Origin of the sequence: Gracilimonas sp. (assembly GCF_031581265.1) — a bacterium.
Taxonomy (GTDB): domain Bacteria; phylum Bacteroidota; class Rhodothermia; order Balneolales; family Balneolaceae; genus Gracilimonas.
This window is the reverse complement of the sequence record NZ_JAVLBQ010000029.1, coordinates 1-17,138: the sequence shown is the minus strand read 5'-3', so window position 1 is coordinate 17,138 and position 17,138 is coordinate 1. Positions and strand designations below refer to the sequence as shown.

Below are 17,138 nucleotides of genomic sequence, written 5' to 3'. Positions count from 1 at the left end.
GTAAAAATTATATGGTGATATCATCTGCAGTAGCGTCTTCATCTAACACTTTATCATTAAAGAAAATGATAAAGAAGATCATAACTGCTCCTGCAAAAATAGCGGGTATCCACCAAAAGTCGAACCACTGACTTAAAGTTAAAGAATCTGCGGATCCAAGGAAGCTATTATAAACTCTTCCTGCTACCTGAGCCCCGATTAACATTCCCAAACCATAGGTGATCAGAATAATAAGTCCCTGGGCCTGACCTCGAATTTCGGCGGTAGATTTTTTATCCACATAAATTTGTCCGGTTACGAAGAAGAAGTCATAGCAAATACCGTGTAGTGCAATACCGGCAAGAATCATCCAGGTGATACTCTCAGTGGCACCAAGGGCAAACAGGGCATAGCGTACAACCCAGGCGAGCATCCCCGCGGCTAGCATCCATTTCACCCCAAGGCGAATAAACATAGCCGGAATTAAAACCATGAATAGTACTTCAGACATTTGTCCGATAGTAAGTGTGGCTGCAATATTCTCAAAGCCGGCATCTCCAATAAAAATTTGAGTGAAATTGTAGTAAGCAGCCAGTGGAATACAGAGTAAAAATGAGCTAAACAGGAACACATAAAAAGATTTACTCCCCAATTCTTTAAATGCATCTATACCGACAATACTTCGAATAGAAACTTTTTCTCCCTCTGCGGGCGGTGGAGTATGCGGAAGTGAAAAACTATAAATTCCCAGAAGAAGACTGGCAGCGGCCGTCATATATAAAGGCAGTGCGGTTTCTTCAGGTCTGATATTTTCAGCAACAAACATACCCAGTACAAAACTGATGGCAAGTCCGGCTACAATCCATCCAATGGTTCCGAAAACTCGAATAATGGGGAAGTCCTTTTCCTGATCATCTATATGATGAAAGGACAGCGTGTTCGCTAAACTCATGGTGGGCATATAACAGAGATTGTAAGCAAGTAGCAACAATATAAATAAGACCGGCTGTTCAACTGCCATGGGTGTCAAAACCATGAAAAGGGCTCCCAAAATGTGTAATACCCCTAACACTTTCTCTGTGGCAAAATAGCGGTCGGCAATCAACCCAACGAAAAAAGGAGCGACTATTGCGGCAATAGGATTCACGGTGAAGGGCCAATGGGTTAGGTTCTCCATGCCATTGGCGGTCATGAAAACAGCGACGGTTGAATACCAAGCCCCCCAGATGAAAAACTCCAAAAACATCATAAGACTCAGTTTGGCCTGTAATATCTTATTCATTCTATATTCTTTTATTGGTTTTATGTTGATCTGAGATCAGAAAATGCTTCTGAATATTGATGGGGTTTATATACATACTTTTTAAAAGTTGTACAAACGATATAAAAAACGGAAGCACAAATTGCATCACTGAATTATTTTATTACATTAATGGGCATATAAAAAGCCTCATATTGGTGGAATAAGTAATAGTTGTTAGAAATCTCATGAACAGAAAACAGTTTTTTAAGGTAGGTGGAGGAGCTATTTTATCGTTTCCTTTGTCCCGGTTTTTGACAGGAGCCCGCCGAAAATCCGAAATCAAGACGGAACTGTTTTTTGCAATTTCTCTTGCCCAGTGGAGTCTTCATAGAACTTTAAACAATGGAGATTTGAGCCATCTTGAATTTCCTGCATTTGCTAAAAATGAGTTTGGCATAAACGCTCTAGAGTATGTCAATAGCTTTTTTAGAGATAAAGCGGAAGACCGTACTTATCTGGATGAAATGAATAAAAGATGCGCTGACTTAGGCGTAGAACAACTTCTTATTATGGTTGACGGGGAAGGAGGATTAGCTATTGCTGATGATCAAAATCGAATTGAATCGGTTGAAAATCATTATAAATGGGTTGAAGCTGCAGAATATTTAGGATGCCATTCTATTCGGGTAAATGCTTTTGGTCAGGGTACCAGAGACCAGCAAATGCAAAGTGCCGTAGATGGATTGGGCAGGCTGTCTGAGTTTGCAAAAGATTATGATATCAATGTCATTGTAGAGAATCATGGGGGATATTCATCAGACGGGCAATGGCTCAGTGAAGTCATTTCTCAGGTAGATATGGAAAACTGTGGCACGCTCCCTGATTTTGGAAACTTCTGCATTAGGCGGGAAAATGGAGCCCAATGGAGTGGAAACTGTGTGGAAGAATATGATCGCTATAAAGGAGTGAAAGAATTAATGCCTCATGCAAAAGCAGTAAGTGCAAAAAGCTATGCTTTTGATGAAAAAGGACAAGAAACGACCATCGATTTTTCAAAAATGCTATCCATTATATATGAAGCTGATTTTAGCGGTTACATTGGTGTTGAATATGAAGGAAGTGGCCTAAGCGAAGTGGAAGGCATTAAAGCAACTAAAAGACTTTTAGAAGAAGCAGGATCAAAAATCACAGAAGGATAATTTTATGCAAATTAAACAAAGCACCAAAGAATATGATGTATGTATAGTAGGATCGGGAGCCGGTGGGGGGATGGCTGCCCATGAACTTACCAAAGCCGGCTTGGATGTACTGATGCTGGAAGCAGGCGGTTGGTTCGATTCTCAGGATTTCGCCATGTTTACCTGGCCCTATGAATCTCCGCGACGTGGGGCTTCTACCCCGGAACAACCTTTTGGTGAATTTGATGCCTGCTTCGGTGGCTGGGATATCGAAGGTGAACCTTATTCAACAACACCCGGCACCACATTTAACTGGTTCAGAGGGCGCATGCTTGGCGGTCGTACAAATCACTGGGGACGTATCTCACTCCGTTTTGGTCCGGATGATTTTAAAGCCAGAAGCAAAGACGGGCTCGGTGATAACTGGCCTATAACCTATGAAGAAATTTCCCCCTATTATGATCGTGTAGATCGGCTGGTGGGTGTTTTTGGCACCAATGAGGATATCCCAAATGAACCCGGAGGCATTTTTATGAAACCCCCGGAGCCTCGTTGTTATGAGCATTTGATCAAAGATGCTTGTGATAAGATGGAAATTCCTGCTATTCCTTCTCGCTTATCCATTATCACAGAATCACATAACGGTCGTGCTGCTTGCCACTATTGTGGACAGTGCAATCGAAGTTGTGCAACTCATTCCAATTTTTCATCCCCTTCGGTTTTACTGCCGCCGGGTTTGGATTCTGGCAGACTTGAGATCATTAATAATGCCATGGTACGGGAAGTGACCTATAGCGACGGCAAGGCAACCGGGGTTTCTTATGTAAATAAAGTGGACTCCCAGGAATATAAGGTGAAAGCCAATGTGGTTATTTTGGCAGCCAGCGCTTGTGAATCGGCACGGTTATTATTGAACTCAAAATCATCTGATTTTCCGGATGGTTTAGCCAATTCCAGTGGAGTGGTGGGAAAATATCTTATGGATTCTACAGGGACGAGTGTCGCAGGTCTGATTCCCAAAATGATGGATATGCCGGCTCACAATGAAGACGGAGTGGGCGGTATGCACTTGTACATTCCGTGGTGGTTGGATAACAGCAAACTGGACTTCCCAAGAGGATATCACGTGGAAATGTGGGGAGGTCGCGGTATGCCCGGATATGGATTTATGGGCGGTATTCAGAATTATAACGCGATGTTTCAGGATGGTCCCAAGAGAAGCGGCGGATATGGTAAAGGCCTGAAAGAAGACTATCGCAAATATTACGGATCGGTAGTAGGATTTTCCGGTCGCGGTGAAGGAATCGCCTATGAAGATAATTACTGTGAAATTGACCCTAACGGTGTAGATAAGTGGGGCATACCGACCCTTCGATTCAACTACAACTGGAGTGATCATGAGTACAATCAGGTAAAACATATGCAAGAGACCCTGAGATCTGTCATTGATGAAATGGGCGGGCATTTGCTGTGGGATATGCCTTCAAAAGAAGATGGATACGGTATCACCAATCCCGGGCAGATTATTCACGAAGTAGGCACAACCCGAATGGGAGATGATCCAAATACTTCTGTACTGAATAAATACTGTCAGGCTCACGATGTTGATAATTTGTTTGTAGTGGATGGCGGGTCGTTTGTATCGCAACCTCATAAAAATCCTACGTGGACTATCCTGGCGCTTTCAATGCGTGCTTCAGAATACATTGTGGATCAAAAAAACAGAGGAAATCTTTAATACGGCTTAAATTATAAGCAACAAAAATTTAGAATTATGGACAGAAGAGAAGCATTAAAAGCATTATCACTTGGGACTCTGGTAGCCGGTTTTTCATTAACAGGCTGTGAAACCGTTACTGAAGAAACAGCCGTAGAGCATGAGTTTTGGAAACATGTAACGGAGGAAGATCTTGAAAAATGGAACTCGCAATTTTTTACAGATCATGAATTTGAAACAGTTAAGCAGCTTGCCAATATGATCATTCCTGCCGATGAACGATCAGGGAATGCAGAAGAAGCCGGAGTGCCTCAGTTTATCGACTTTATCATGCTCGATAAACCGGGTAATCAGACTCCCATACGCGGTGGGTTGAAATGGCTGGATATCCAATGCCAGAAGAGATACGAGAAAAACTTTATAGATTGCTCTGAAAGTGAGAAAACCGATATGCTTGATGAGATCGCTTATCCTGAAGAGGCAAAACCTGAGATGCAGCAAGGGGTGGCATTCTTCAATCGATTCAGGGACCTGGTGGCTTCGGGATTTTGGTCCAGTAAAATAGGCATTGAGGACATCGGTTATATCGGTAACGTGCCTCATAACTGGCAGGGATGTTCCCATGAAGCACTTGAACATTTAGGACTTGAAGACAAAGCCACCGGGTAAACCATCAAAGATTTAAATTTGTACAGATGAAATATATCTCAGTTTTAATTTCACTAATTGTATGCTTAACCCTTACTCAGTGTATGGCCCAATCTGATCATAATTCATTAACAGCTCAGGAAAAAGAAGAAGGATGGGAATTACTTTTTAACGGTTCTGATAAAGATCATTGGCGAGCATATCAAGAAGATGGATTCCCGAAACAGGGCTGGAAGGCAGAAAACGAAATGCTTACGGTAGTAGCTCGCGGAGGTGGGGGAGATATCATCACTCGCGAAACCTACGGCGATTTCATTTTGAAACTCGAATGGAGGTCAGAAAAAGGAGGGAACAGCGGGATTTTTTACAGAGCTTTGGAGCAACCCACGCAAGCTATTTACTGGTCGGCTCTCGAATTTCAGATTTTGGATAATGAAAACCACCCCGACGCAGAACGAGGAGAAAATGGAAACCGAAAGGCCGGTTCTTTGTATGATTTGATTCCCGCTAAACCTCAAAACGCCAATCCATATGGCGAATGGAACAGCGCCACAATTGTGGCTAAAGGAGGACATATTGAACACTGGCAAAATGGAGAAAAAGTACTGGAATATGAACTCTGGACTCCCGAATGGTACGAGATGTTGCGAAACAGCAAGTTTGTGGATCATCCTGAATTCGGAGACATGCACGAGGGGCATATTGGATTACAAGATCACGGGAATACGATTGACTTTAGGAATATTAAGATCAAACGGCTAGACTGATTTTATCTATGAAGAATAAGATCAAATATGGAATGATCGGGGGTGGCCCCGGGGCTTTTATTGGAGAAGTTCACCGAAAAGCAGCTGCTTTGGATGGACATTTGGAATTGGTAGCCGGCGCATTTTCCTCATCTCCCGAAATGACCCAAAAAATGGGTGAAGAGCTTGGGTTAGAATCTAATCGATTGTACGATTCATTCGAAGAGATGGCTAAGGCAGAAGCGGCTTTACCAAAAGAACAGCGCATTGATGTGGTGACTGTGGTAACTCCCAACCACCTGCACTTTCCGGTTTGTAAAGTATTTATTGAGCAAGGGATCAATGTGGTGTGCGACAAACCTATGACGAATACTGTGGAAGAGGCGGAAGAGCTTTGTCGGTTGGTAGAGAAGCATGATATTATTTTTGCTTTGACCCATAATTATACCGGCTATCCCATGGTGAAAGAAGCCCGACACCTTGTGAAAAGCGGAAAATTGGGTTCGCTTCGAAAAATTGTTGTTGAATATCCGCAGGGTTGGCTTTCTGAACCCGTAGAGGAACAGGGAAATAAACAGGCAAAATGGCGCACGGATCCACAAAAGGCGGGGGTATCCGCAGCTTTAGCTGATATCGGAACCCATGCCGAAAACCTTGTGGAATATATAACCGGATTGAAGATCGAAAAGCTTTATGCGGATACCACCTCTTTTGTTGAAGGTCGTGCTCTCGAAGATGATGCGAACCTATTGGTTCATTATGAAGGCGGGGTGAAAGGAATTCTATATGCATCACAGATTTCGGTTGGAGAAGAAAATCCATTGAAAATCAGAATTTATGGTACAGAAGCTTCTTTGGAATGGAAGCAGGAGTCGCCGAACTTCCTAAGTTTAAAATATCCCGACCGTCCGGAAGAAATTTATAAGCGTGGAAACCCATATCTATCGGATGCGGCAAATTTTGGTACTAGGGTTCCACCGGGACATCCGGAAGGCTTTATTGAGGCTTTTGCCAACATATACAAAAATGTAGCACTTACTATAAAAGCACGGAAGGAAGGTAATGAGCCGGGTGTTTTAGCTGCCGATTTTCCTTCGGTACTGGATGGGCTGGCAGGGGTAAAATTCATCCACAAAGCTGTGGAAAGTGGTAAAGAAAATCGTTGGATAGATATGGGATAGTAGATTGACTACCATTACGGCTCAGCGAGCCGTGGTACGTACCTCGGCTCGCTGAGCCGATTTGTTGAATGCCGTTACTTTTCTTGCCACGAAATCACTAAAACACAAAAAAGAATAAAATTGATTTCATTTCCCAAAAAATTCATAAGGAGAAAGTATCACTTTGAAGGGAGATAACTCAGGCGGTTAGTTCCTGACTGAGTTTGAGGGATGTTGGCGGCAAAGCTTTTTATCTCGTTCCGAAGGTCCATCTTCAGAACGCAGGCCCGGAAGCTCCGGCTTCCCGTGCTTTGGAATGATCAATTTCCCGTATTCAACTTCTTTGTTCATTTTGGCTTGACCCAAAACGAACCAAAAGGTCAAGGCTATGAAAAAAGAGCTAAAGTTGCCGAAATTCCGCTAAAAGAAATCAATGCTCCTTCAACGGGCTTGCAGGAAATCCAATTACCATGCGGTATGATTTCTTTCTTAACGCTCCATTCCGTCATCTTTTATACGCTCTTTTTTCTAATGCCGGTTTAAGCCCCCCAACATGGACCATAGAATGTTGAAGTAATTTGAAACCCCTGTCATCCACTAATCCTGAAAATCAAGGTTGGCCAGCGTCCCTTAATCATGACTAATCTCTCTCAAAAAAAAGCAGCCTGACATAAATCAGACTGCCTTCGAAATATCAATTTGGCGACGACGCAGAGCTTCGTCACCAGGTATTGGGATGGATCAGATTACTTCTGATCGAACCGATCCAGGTTCATCACTTTGGTCCAGGCGTTCACAAAGTCATTGAGGAATTTTTCCTCGCTGTCTTCGGCGCCGTAAACTTCAGCAAGAGCTCTCAGTTCAGAGTTGGAACCTGCGATCAGATCTACTCGTGAACCGCTCCACTTGATGTCTCCGGTCTTGCGGTCACTTCCAGCAAATACATTTTGATCATCCGTAGTTGCCTGCCAGGTTGTATTTAGGTCCAGCAGATTTTTGAAGTAATCGTTAGTCAATGTTCCGGGCTTGTCAGTGAAAACGCCTTTTTTGGATCCGTCGTAGTTGGTATCCAATACGCGCATTCCGCCGAGCAACACGGTCATTTCAGGGGGTGTAAGCGTCATAAGTTGAGCTTTGTCCACCAGCATTTCTTCCGGTGATGTTCGGTGCTTCGCGTTGTAGTAGTTGCGGAAGCCATCAGCCGGAGGCTCTAACCATGCAAAAGATTCAACATCGGTTTGCTCTTGGGTGGCATCGGTTCGTCCGGGAGTAAAGGGTACTTTGACCTCATGACCGGCATCTTGAGCTGCTTCCTCGATGGCAGCAGCTCCACCCAATACAATAAGGTCAGAAATAGATACTTTTTTATCACCGGATTGTGCGTCATTAAATTCAGACTGAATGCCTTCAAGCACATCCAATACTTTGGAAAGCTGTTCCGGGTTATTGACTTCCCAGTCTTTCTGAGGAGCCAATCGAATGCGGGCCCCATTGGCACCACCGCGCTTGTCAGAGTTGCGATACGTGGATGCAGAAGCCCAGGCTGTGGAAACGAGTTCTGACACAGATAATCCCGAGTCCAGGATTTTGCCTTTTAGTTCTTCAATATCATTTTCGTCGATCAGTTCATGATTTGCTTCCGGAATGGGATCTTGCCATAACAATTCTTCCTCAGGAACTTCCGATCCGAGAAGCAGAGATTTTGGTCCCATATCTCGGTGCGTAAGCTTGTACCATGCACGTGCAAAAGCATCAGCAAACTCATCGGGGTTTTCGAGGAAACGACGAGAGATTTTCTCGTAAGCAGGATCCTCACGTAGAGAAAGGTCAGTTGTCAGCATAAATGGAGCATGCTTTTTCTCAGGGTCGTGCGCATCAGGAACGGTTCCTTCACCGGCCCCGTCTTTGGGTTTCCACTGGTAAGCTCCGGCCGGACTTTTCGTTAATTCCCACTCGTAATTGAACAGGTTCTCTAAATAAAGCATCGTCCATTCAGTTGGCTTCTGTGTCCAGGTTCCTTCCAGACCACTGGTAATGGTATCGGCACCTTTTCCCGTCCCGTGGTTGTTATGCCATCCCATTCCCATTGCTTCAATAGGAGCACCTTCCGGTTCAGCTTCCAGGTTAGATTCAGGTGCTGCACCGTGAACTTTCCCGAAAGTGTGTCCGCCGGCAATTAGGGCTACGGTTTCTTCGTCATTCATCGCCATACGGGCGAAAGTCTGTCGGATAAAATGTGCAGCTTTTTTGGGATCAGGTTCACCATTTGGTCCTTCAGGATTCACATAGATCAATCCCATATGATCGGCACCGAGTGGCTCTTCCAGATTACCTTCATCATCGTGACGCTGATCGGCCAGCCATTCGCCTTCAGATCCCCAATAAATATCTTCTTCCGGTTCCCAAACATCTTCACGTCCACCGCCGAAACCAAAAGTCTCAAAGCCCATGGATTCAAGGGCTACATTTCCGGCCAAGATCATTAGGTCTCCCCAGGAAAGTTTGCGTCCATATTTTTGCTTGATGGGCCAAAGCAGTAATCGAGCCTTATCAAGGTTGACGTTATCGGGCCAGCTGTTGAGGGGAGCAAAGCGCTGATTTCCGGTCGCACCACCGCCGCGTCCATCCACCACACGGTAAGTTCCGGCACTGTGCCATGCCATGCGGATCATCAGTGGGCCATAATGGCCAAAATCGGCCGGCCACCAATCCTGAGAATCGGTCATAAATTCTTCAAGATCTTTTTTAACGGCATCCAGATCCAGTTTCTTGAATTCTTCGGCATAGTCAAAATCATCACCCATTGGGTCTGACTTGTCAGAATGCTGACGAAGAATATTCAGGTTTAATTTGTTTGGCCACCATTCGCGGTTGTTGGTTCCGCCGCCGGCAGCTTCTTTCATGGTGTCGTGAAACGGACAGCCACCCTCGGTGTTTACTTTATAGGTATTTGCTTTGTTTGATTGGTCGTTGTTTTCAGCCATAGTGTCTCCATTAATTTCTTTTTCAGATTCTTAAGAAAGGGATTCCTGCTACCTGAACCAAATCAATAAACTTTTAAATAGTGATAGGTTTTCTTTATGAAGGAGGGGTTAGGTTTTAGGTTCAAGGTGTTAGGGACAAGGTGCAAGAAGGGGGATGTGTTTTGGGACTTTAGTTTGTAGGATTTGAGGAAGGGTATGATTTTTTAATGTTCTTCTTTAATTGATAGCAGTGGATGGAGTAAAAGGTAGTAAGCCTTGGCAGTTTTTACGGCTCAGCGAGCCGTGGTACGTACATCGGCTCGCTGAGCCGATAAGTTATCAGTACCAGGGAAAATGGATAACTGAGATTCCTCAATCATCCATCAAAAATCATCAATCCTAAAACCTTAAACGTCATTTAAAGCTTCATTCAACGCCTGTAAACTCTTCTTGGCATCTCCGAAGAACATCTGATTTTTTTCGGCATAAAAGAGGGGATTGTCGATGCCGGCGTAACCGGGACTTAAACTTCGTTTGAAAATAATGGTGCGTTTGGCTTCATCCACATCCATGACGGGCATTCCGTAAATGGGACTACCGGGTTCGGTCTTGGCAACAGGATTTACCACATCGTTGGCTCCGATAATCAGAACCACATCCGTTGTTTTAAACTCTGGATTGATCTGATCCATATCTAATAACTGATCATAGGGAACGTCTGCTTCGGCCAAAAGCACATTCATATGTCCGGGCATTCGTCCGGCCACGGGATGGATCCCATATTTAACTTGCACCCCACGTTCTTCCAATTTCATCGCCACTTCTTTCAGTACATGTTGGGCTTGAGCTACAGCTAATCCATAACCGGGCACGATAACCACTTTAGAAGCATAGGCAACCTGGATAGCAAGGTCATCAGCCGTAGTTTCACGAACAGTTTTATCGCCATCTTCTCCACTTCCGGCACTCCCGGAATCTCCGCCAAAGGCTCCAAATATCACATTGGATAGGGAGCGGTTCATGGCTTTACACATGATTTGGGTGAGAATGAGTCCGGCGGCTCCAACAAGAGCACCTGCAATAATGAGCAGGTTGTTGCCGATCACAAATCCTGCCATAGAAGCCGCTATTCCTGAGTAGGAGTTTAGCAGTGAAATAACCACGGGCATATCTGCACCACCAATAGGAATGACCGAAATAACACCTATCAAAAGAGATAATCCAAGGATAATCCAGAAAATGGTTTGGTTGGTAGGATCAAAGGTGAAGAAACCGATCAGGACCAACACACCGATCATAGAACCAATGTTGATCACATTCAACCCGGGGAAGGTGATGGCGTTGCCTGAAATAAATCCTTTCAGTTTTCCAAAAGCGATGAAGCTACCTGTGAAAGTGAGGGAACCGATGAAGATACCGAGTCCCGTTGTAACCAGGCTGTCAGGTGTCATGGTGGTCGGGTCAACCAATCGGGAGAATTCTCCCCAGGCCACAAGTGCTGATGCGCCACCGCCAAACCCATTGAATACGGCGACCAATTCCGGCATGGCAGTCATGGCTACTTTCTTGGCAAGAACCGCTCCGATCAACCCACCAATTAAAATACCGGCGATGATCCATTCAAAAGAAATAATCTGTTGGTCGAATAACGTAACCACAATTCCGATGAACATTCCCGTTGCTGCATACTGATTTCCTTTTCTTGCAGTGGCTGGCGAGTTCAGTAATTTCAGCCCGCGAATAAAAAAGAAGGTCGCGATCAGATAGATGATCTGAATGGTATCAGGTAAATAGGGTAGTAAGGCTTCCGGTAAAAACTGACTCATTATTCATCCTCCTTTTTCTTGAACATCTCCAGCATGCGGTCGGTCACCATAAATCCGCCTACCACGTTGATGGTCGCAAACACAATGGCTACAAATCCGATGATTTGGCTCATTTGCGAGTCCAGTCCGGAATGTCCGGCTACAATAAGCGCTCCCACAATCGTGATTCCCGATATGGCATTCGCCCCACTCATTAGTGGTGTGTGTAGCGTGGGCGGGACTTTGGAAATGAGTTCAAAGCCAATAAAACAGGCCAGAACGAAGATGAATAAGGAGAATATCAATGCAGACATAGCTCAGTTTTTTGTTATTCGTTAACGGTTATTCGTGTAATCGGGTATCAACAATTACCGTGTCAATTTCCGATTACACGAATAACCATTTTCTATTAACCATTTAACCACTTTTTAACATTGGGCTGATAACTTCGCCCTGATGGGTAATAGTGGTTTTAAGCAAAATTTCGTCTTCAAAATTGAAGTTAGGTTTGCCGTCTTCCAGTAAGAGATTTAATAATGCATACATATTCTTGGAGTACAACTTACTGGCATGAAGTGAAAGCTGACTTGGCAGGTTGTTGGGACCAATGATCTTCACTCCATACTGCTCAACAATTTTTCCGTGCTCGGTTAATTCACAATTCCCGCCATTTTCCGAAGCAATATCAACGATTACGGAGCCGGGCGACATATCCTTTACCATGGGTTCCGTGATGAGGACAGGTGCGGGTCGGCCGGGGATAAGTGCAGTCGTGATAACAATATCTGATTTCTTGCAGTGCTCATGAATGGCCTGCCGCTGTAAATCCTGTTTCTTCTCATCCAGTTCTTTGGCGTAGCCGCCTTCGGTTTGGGTGTCTTCGTCGCCGAGTTCTACTTCCACGAATTTTGCACCCAGGCTTTCCACTTGTTCCTTCACCTCGGGACGGATATCAAATGCTTCTACTACAGCTCCGAGCCTGCGCAAAGTAGCAATAGCTTGAAGTCCGGCTACTCCGGCACCCAGCACCAGCGATTTGGCCGGAGGGATGGTTCCCGCGGCCGTCATCATCATGGGGAGGTATTTATCCAGCTCGTTAGCTGCGATGAGGGCTGATTTGTAGCCGGCGATGGAGCTCATGGAAGAAAGGGCATCCATATTTTGTGCCCGGGAAATTCGTGGAACGGCATCCATCCCCAAAGCAGATATTTCAAGTTCTTTAAGCAGTTCAACCAAATCGGGATGCTGCAGCGCCCAAAGGAAGCAAATCAAGACAGCGCCTTTTTTAAGTTTCTTAAGTTCTTCTTCGTCCGGCGTTTGGATGGTGAGCAAAATATCTGATTTTGAAAGAACATCATCTCGATTGCCGGCTATGGTTGCTCCCGATTCTTTGTAGTGTTCATCCGGAAAATTGGATTTCATTCCGGCCCCCGGTTCCACCCATACGTCAAAGCCTTCGTCGATAAGCTTTTGGGTAATTTCAGGTGTGAGCGCCACCCTTCGTTCATGCTCGGTAATCTCTTCTAAAACACCTAAAATCACGGCTATCCTCTTTTATGGAAAGTTGTCACGACCATTATAGTAAAATGTCATTTAATCGCAAACTAATTTGACAGGGCTTGCGACAGGTATATTCGAAATCTGGATGGGTTTCTGCAATTATGGCAACATGAACCAATAGGCACGGTTTTGGTCATATATTCTGTAAACAAGAGAAAAAAGGAGATTAAATGAACTTAAATAAATTTACACTAAAGGCTCGTGAAGCGGTCCAAAAGGCTATCGAGATTGCCCAAAGTGGCAACAATCAGGCTGTAGAACCGGCTCATATTTTAAAAGCTTTTTTGAGTGATCAGGAGAGTATTGTTAACACGTTGTTGAGCAAGCTGGGAGCAAATCCGGCTGCGATACATAAAGTGGTGGACTCGATTTTAGAACGCTTGCCAAACGTACAGGGAGCTTCAGTTTCCGGTCAGTATCTATCGAACACTAGTAAAGAGCTGTTTGATATTGCTCAGAAAGAAGGCTCAAAACTTGGAGATGAATACATCAGTTCCGAGCATGTTTTAATGGGAATGGTAAGTATCAAAGGAGAGATTGCCAGCCTGTTAAATGATCAGGGCGTCACCAAAGAAAATATCCTAAAAGTGCTGCAAGATGTCCGTGGAAATCAAACGGTGGACGACCCCAATGCGGAAAGTCGTTACGGGGCTTTAAAGAAATATGGACGCGATTTAAATGAACTGGCAGAACAGAATAAGCTTGATCCGGTTATTGGCCGTGATCAGGAAATTCGCCGGGTAATGCAGATCCTGTCCCGCCGAACCAAAAATAACCCGGTGTTGATTGGTGAACCCGGAGTTGGTAAAACCGCTATTGCCGAGGGAATGGCCCTCAGAATTGTACGGGGTGATGTGCCGGAAGGCTTGAAAAGCAAACGAATTGTGGCTCTCGATATGGGAGCATTGGTAGCAGGAACTAAATTCCGTGGTGAATTTGAGGAGCGACTCAAAGCCATTGTAAAAGAAGTTTCCGAATCAGACGGCGAGATCATTTTGTTTATAGATGAGATACATACCTTGGTTGGAGCCGGTGCCACAGAAGGGGCTATGGACGCCGCCAACATTTTAAAACCGGCACTGGCTCGGGGTGAACTTCATGCTATCGGCGCAACTACACTTGATGAGTATCGCAAGCATATAGAAAAAGACAAGGCCTTAGAGCGACGCCTGCAAACTGTATTGATTAACGAACCATCTATTGAAGATACGGTTTCGATCTTACGCGGATTGCAGGAGCGGTATGAAGTGCATCATGGTGTCCGAATTAAAGATGCTGCGGTGGTGGCAGCAGCCGAGCTTTCACACCGATATATTGGCGATCGTTTTCTCCCAGATAAAGCCATCGATCTTATCGATGAGGCGGCTTCCCGACTTCGCTTACAAATTGACTCCCTTCCCGAAGAACTGGATGCGCTGGAACGACAAATTCGTCAGCTTGAAATTGAGCGTGAGGCGTTGAAGCGAGAACAGGATCAGTCTAAGATCAAGGGAATCGAAAAAGAACTGGCTGACCTGGAAGAGGAACGAAAATCTATGCGGGTGCAGTGGGAGCAGGAACGTGAGTTAATTCAACGAGTTCGTGACCTGAAGCAAGAAATTGATGATTCCCGGAATGAAGCCGATAAAGCCGAACGGCAGGGTAACTATGAAAAAGTAGCTGAACTGAGATATGGAACCATTGCCCAGCTTGAAAAGGAACTGGCAGAATCCCAGGAAAAACTGGATGAGATGCAGGAAAATCAGTCACTCTTGAAAGAGGAAGTAGATGCTGAAGACATTGCCGATATTGTGGCGCGTTGGACCGGTATCCCTGTCCGCAAGATGCTGCAAAGTGAACGACAAAAACTGATGCACCTTGAGGAAGAACTGCATAAGCGAGTAATCGGACAGGATAAAGCGGTTGAAGCTGTTTCGAATGCAGTTCGAAGATCCCGGGCCGGATTACAGGACGAGCAAAAACCAATCGGTTCTTTCTTCTTTCTTGGCTCAACCGGGGTTGGTAAAACCGAGCTGGCACGATCACTGGCTGATTTCCTTTTCAATGATGAAAACGCAATGATCCGCATTGATATGAGTGAATATATGGAGAAGCACAGCGTCAGCCGATTGGTTGGAGCGCCTCCCGGTTATGTGGGATACGATGAAGGCGGACAGCTTACCGAAGCGGCACGGCGACATCCATATTCAGTGATTTTGCTGGACGAGATTGAAAAAGCCCATGCGGATGTATTCAACATACTTTTGCAAGTGCTGGATGAAGGTCGCTTGACCGATAACAAAGGTGTGACGGTGGATTTCAAGAACACCATTATCATCATGACTTCAAACATCGGTTCACACCTGATCTCCAATGAAATTGAGAAATCAGGCGGGGATATGACGGATGAGAAGTACGAAGAACTACAGAATAAACTGGTAGAACAGCTGAAGCAGGCTATTCGTCCGGAGTTTCTGAATCGCGTGGATGACACCATTGTCTTCCATCCGCTCAACGAGCAGCACATACGGTCTATCGTTGACATTCAGCTTCGAAGAGTTCATAAGATGTTGAGCAAAAATAATGTGAAGCTTGATATCCCTGAAAACGTGAAAGACTGGATGGCTGCCCGCGGTTACGATCCTGTGTATGGAGCGCGGCCGTTGAAACGCGTGATCCAACAAAATATCACCAATAAATTAGCTTCTTTACTGATCAGCAGGGACGAAGATACCCCGGTTCATTACGAAGCTACCATCAGCAAAAATGGGGAAGCCATTGAATTTGCTGAGGTGGTGGAAGATGCTAAAGCCTGGGCAGAAGCTGATTAAGAATTAAAAATTCAAAATGAAAGATAAAAAATGGGTTGGAGTGAGAGCTTCAGCCCTTTTTTGTTGCCACTAAATCTCGAAAGCACAAAATGGGGTATAGGGTTTGATGGGGGAAGGGCTATTTGCCATAGTTAAGGCATTGGAATGGAACACGGATAACGCGGATTTGGCGGGTGGTCGGTGAGAGTTTTTTATTTTATACCTCGTTCAAGTTTGGAATGCCTATCGGAACCCTATAGCAAAATTGGGGTTTAATTATTTCTATGTGTTAAGCAAAAGCTTCCAGAAAGAAATTCTAAAAAGGGGTTGAGAGCGAAGAGTAGGAGTTAAAAAAAAATCAGCGCAATCCGCGAAATCAGTGATCAAAATCTGTGATCCTACTTAATCTCCACAATAGTAACCCCGGCACCGCCCCGTTCAATCGGAGCTGTTTCCGCACTTGTTACATCATCACGAGTATTAAGGTACGATTGAATCTGGCTCCGCAAAATCCCATCGCCTTTGCCATGTACGATCTCAACCTGGTTCATATTCCGGAATACGGCGCGGTCGATATATTGGGTGACTTCATGCAGTGCATCTTCGGTTCGGTATCCCCGAAGATCTATTGACGGTTTTACCATTTCATTGGCCAGGTTGCTGTCTCCTACAATGAGGGATGAACGCGCTCGTGCTTTTTTCTTTTCCTTCTTCTTTTCAACCTTCACCAGGTTCTTGTATTTGGTTTTTTCGTGGACTGGCAGGTCCGGTCTGGCATTCCCACCCGGGACGTTGGGCACGAGGAGAAAACTAAACACAGTCCCGGTTGGGACGACCGAGTGAAGGCTCTGGTTTCAATCGGGGGGCATTCATGCCCCCCTTAGGGGTGAACCGGAAAAGATTTAAATATTTCAGAAAAAGCATGTAGTACCCTGTCGTATTTGTAATTAAGCTCAAGCCCTGTAATAAGGGTAATATTTAATAGAAGTATATTTTAAAATATTATTTATTTATATATTTATTTTCATTATAAAATATAAAATAAAATTTATTTTGATGAAATATTTAAATAAAATATTCTTAAGTAGTGTTTTAGCAATGTTACTATTTATGGGAAATTATAGTATAAATAGTAATAATTCTGATGCATCCTTAGAGTTTATGGGTACTAAAGCAGTAGCATCTGTATCTGGTGACTGTGAAGTTAATGGATTTAAAACATGGGATGCGGTAAATCCATTAAAACCAGCAGGAAAAGATTGTTGGTGTGAAGACAGAGATAAAGTGAAAAATGAATGTGATATATCCCCAGAATAACTTCTTGATTAATTATAAGTATAAAGTTAATGG

Annotated in this window: 14 protein-coding genes; 8 read left to right on the top strand and 6 right to left on the bottom strand. The window is 44.4% G+C overall.

What is annotated here, in order from left to right:
- Positions 1-7: 7 nt before the first annotated feature.
- Positions 8-1,261, bottom strand: a complete 1,254-nt coding sequence (locus RI561_RS10390) for an MFS transporter (RefSeq protein ID WP_395080170.1) — start codon at positions 1,259-1,261, stop codon at positions 8-10.
- A gap of 206 nt (positions 1,262-1,467) precedes the next feature.
- Here RI561_RS10390 and RI561_RS10385 point away from each other — a divergent pair, with 206 nt between their 5' ends.
- The 6 genes from RI561_RS10385 (at position 1,468) to RI561_RS10360 (ending at position 7,214) form a co-directional block, all read left to right on the top strand.
- Positions 1,468-2,421 (top strand): sugar phosphate isomerase/epimerase family protein, encoded by a 954-nt coding sequence (locus RI561_RS10385; protein ID WP_395080169.1) that lies wholly within the window; start codon positions 1,468-1,470, stop codon positions 2,419-2,421.
- Positions 2,422-2,425: 4 nt separating this feature from the next.
- Positions 2,426-4,138: a GMC family oxidoreductase gene (locus RI561_RS10380; RefSeq protein WP_395080168.1), complete on the top strand. Its 1,713-nt coding sequence runs from the start codon at positions 2,426-2,428 to the stop codon at positions 4,136-4,138.
- Between the two features lie 36 nt (positions 4,139-4,174).
- Positions 4,175-4,786: a gluconate 2-dehydrogenase subunit 3 family protein gene (locus tag RI561_RS10375; protein WP_395080167.1), complete on the top strand. Its 612-nt coding sequence runs from the start codon at positions 4,175-4,177 to the stop codon at positions 4,784-4,786.
- An 83-nt stretch (positions 4,787-4,869) separates the two neighbouring features.
- Positions 4,870-5,532 carry a DUF1080 domain-containing protein gene (locus tag RI561_RS10370; RefSeq protein ID WP_395080166.1) on the top strand — a complete coding sequence of 221 codons (663 nt, stop codon included), beginning with the start codon at positions 4,870-4,872 and terminating at the stop codon, positions 5,530-5,532.
- 8 nt (positions 5,533-5,540) lie between these two features.
- Positions 5,541-6,692: a Gfo/Idh/MocA family protein gene (locus RI561_RS10365; protein WP_395080165.1), complete on the top strand. Its 1,152-nt coding sequence runs from the start codon at positions 5,541-5,543 to the stop codon at positions 6,690-6,692.
- A gap of 285 nt (positions 6,693-6,977) precedes the next feature.
- A complete protein-coding gene (locus RI561_RS10360; protein ID WP_395080164.1) occupies positions 6,978-7,214 on the top strand; it encodes a hypothetical protein in 237 nt (78 codons plus the stop codon).
- A 203-nt stretch (positions 7,215-7,417) separates the two neighbouring features.
- Here RI561_RS10360 and katG read toward each other — a convergent pair whose 3' ends face one another.
- From katG to RI561_RS10340, 4 genes are all read right to left on the bottom strand, one after another.
- Positions 7,418-9,655, bottom strand: a complete 2,238-nt coding sequence (katG, locus tag RI561_RS10355; RefSeq protein ID WP_395080163.1) for a catalase/peroxidase HPI — start codon at positions 9,653-9,655, stop codon at positions 7,418-7,420.
- A 386-nt stretch (positions 9,656-10,041) separates the two neighbouring features.
- Complete coding sequence (locus RI561_RS10350; protein ID WP_395080162.1) at positions 10,042-11,460, bottom strand: NAD(P)(+) transhydrogenase (Re/Si-specific) subunit beta; 1,419 nt, start codon at positions 11,458-11,460, stop codon at positions 10,042-10,044.
- On the bottom strand, positions 11,460-11,753 hold the full coding sequence (locus RI561_RS10345) for an NAD(P) transhydrogenase subunit alpha (RefSeq protein ID WP_395080161.1): 294 nt from the start codon (positions 11,751-11,753) through the stop codon (positions 11,460-11,462). Before RI561_RS10345 ends, RI561_RS10350 begins: the two co-directional genes overlap by 1 nt.
- 103 nt (positions 11,754-11,856) lie before the next feature.
- Positions 11,857-12,981, bottom strand: coding sequence for a Re/Si-specific NAD(P)(+) transhydrogenase subunit alpha (locus RI561_RS10340; protein ID WP_395080160.1), 1,125 nt, complete (start codon positions 12,979-12,981; stop codon positions 11,857-11,859).
- Between the two features lie 188 nt (positions 12,982-13,169).
- On the opposite strand from RI561_RS10340, the gene clpB reads away from it, so the two are divergent.
- Positions 13,170-15,809: an ATP-dependent chaperone ClpB gene (gene clpB, locus RI561_RS10335; RefSeq protein WP_395080159.1), complete on the top strand. Its 2,640-nt coding sequence runs from the start codon at positions 13,170-13,172 to the stop codon at positions 15,807-15,809.
- Between the two features lie 377 nt (positions 15,810-16,186).
- Here clpB and RI561_RS10330 read toward each other — a convergent pair whose 3' ends face one another.
- Complete coding sequence (locus RI561_RS10330) at positions 16,187-16,606, bottom strand: Smr/MutS family protein (protein ID WP_395080158.1); 420 nt, start codon at positions 16,604-16,606, stop codon at positions 16,187-16,189.
- Positions 16,607-16,844: 238 nt separating this feature from the next.
- On the opposite strand from RI561_RS10330, the gene RI561_RS10325 reads away from it, so the two are divergent.
- A complete protein-coding gene (locus RI561_RS10325; RefSeq protein WP_395080157.1) occupies positions 16,845-17,105 on the top strand; it encodes a hypothetical protein in 261 nt (86 codons plus the stop codon).
- Positions 17,106-17,138: the final 33 nt, after the last annotated feature.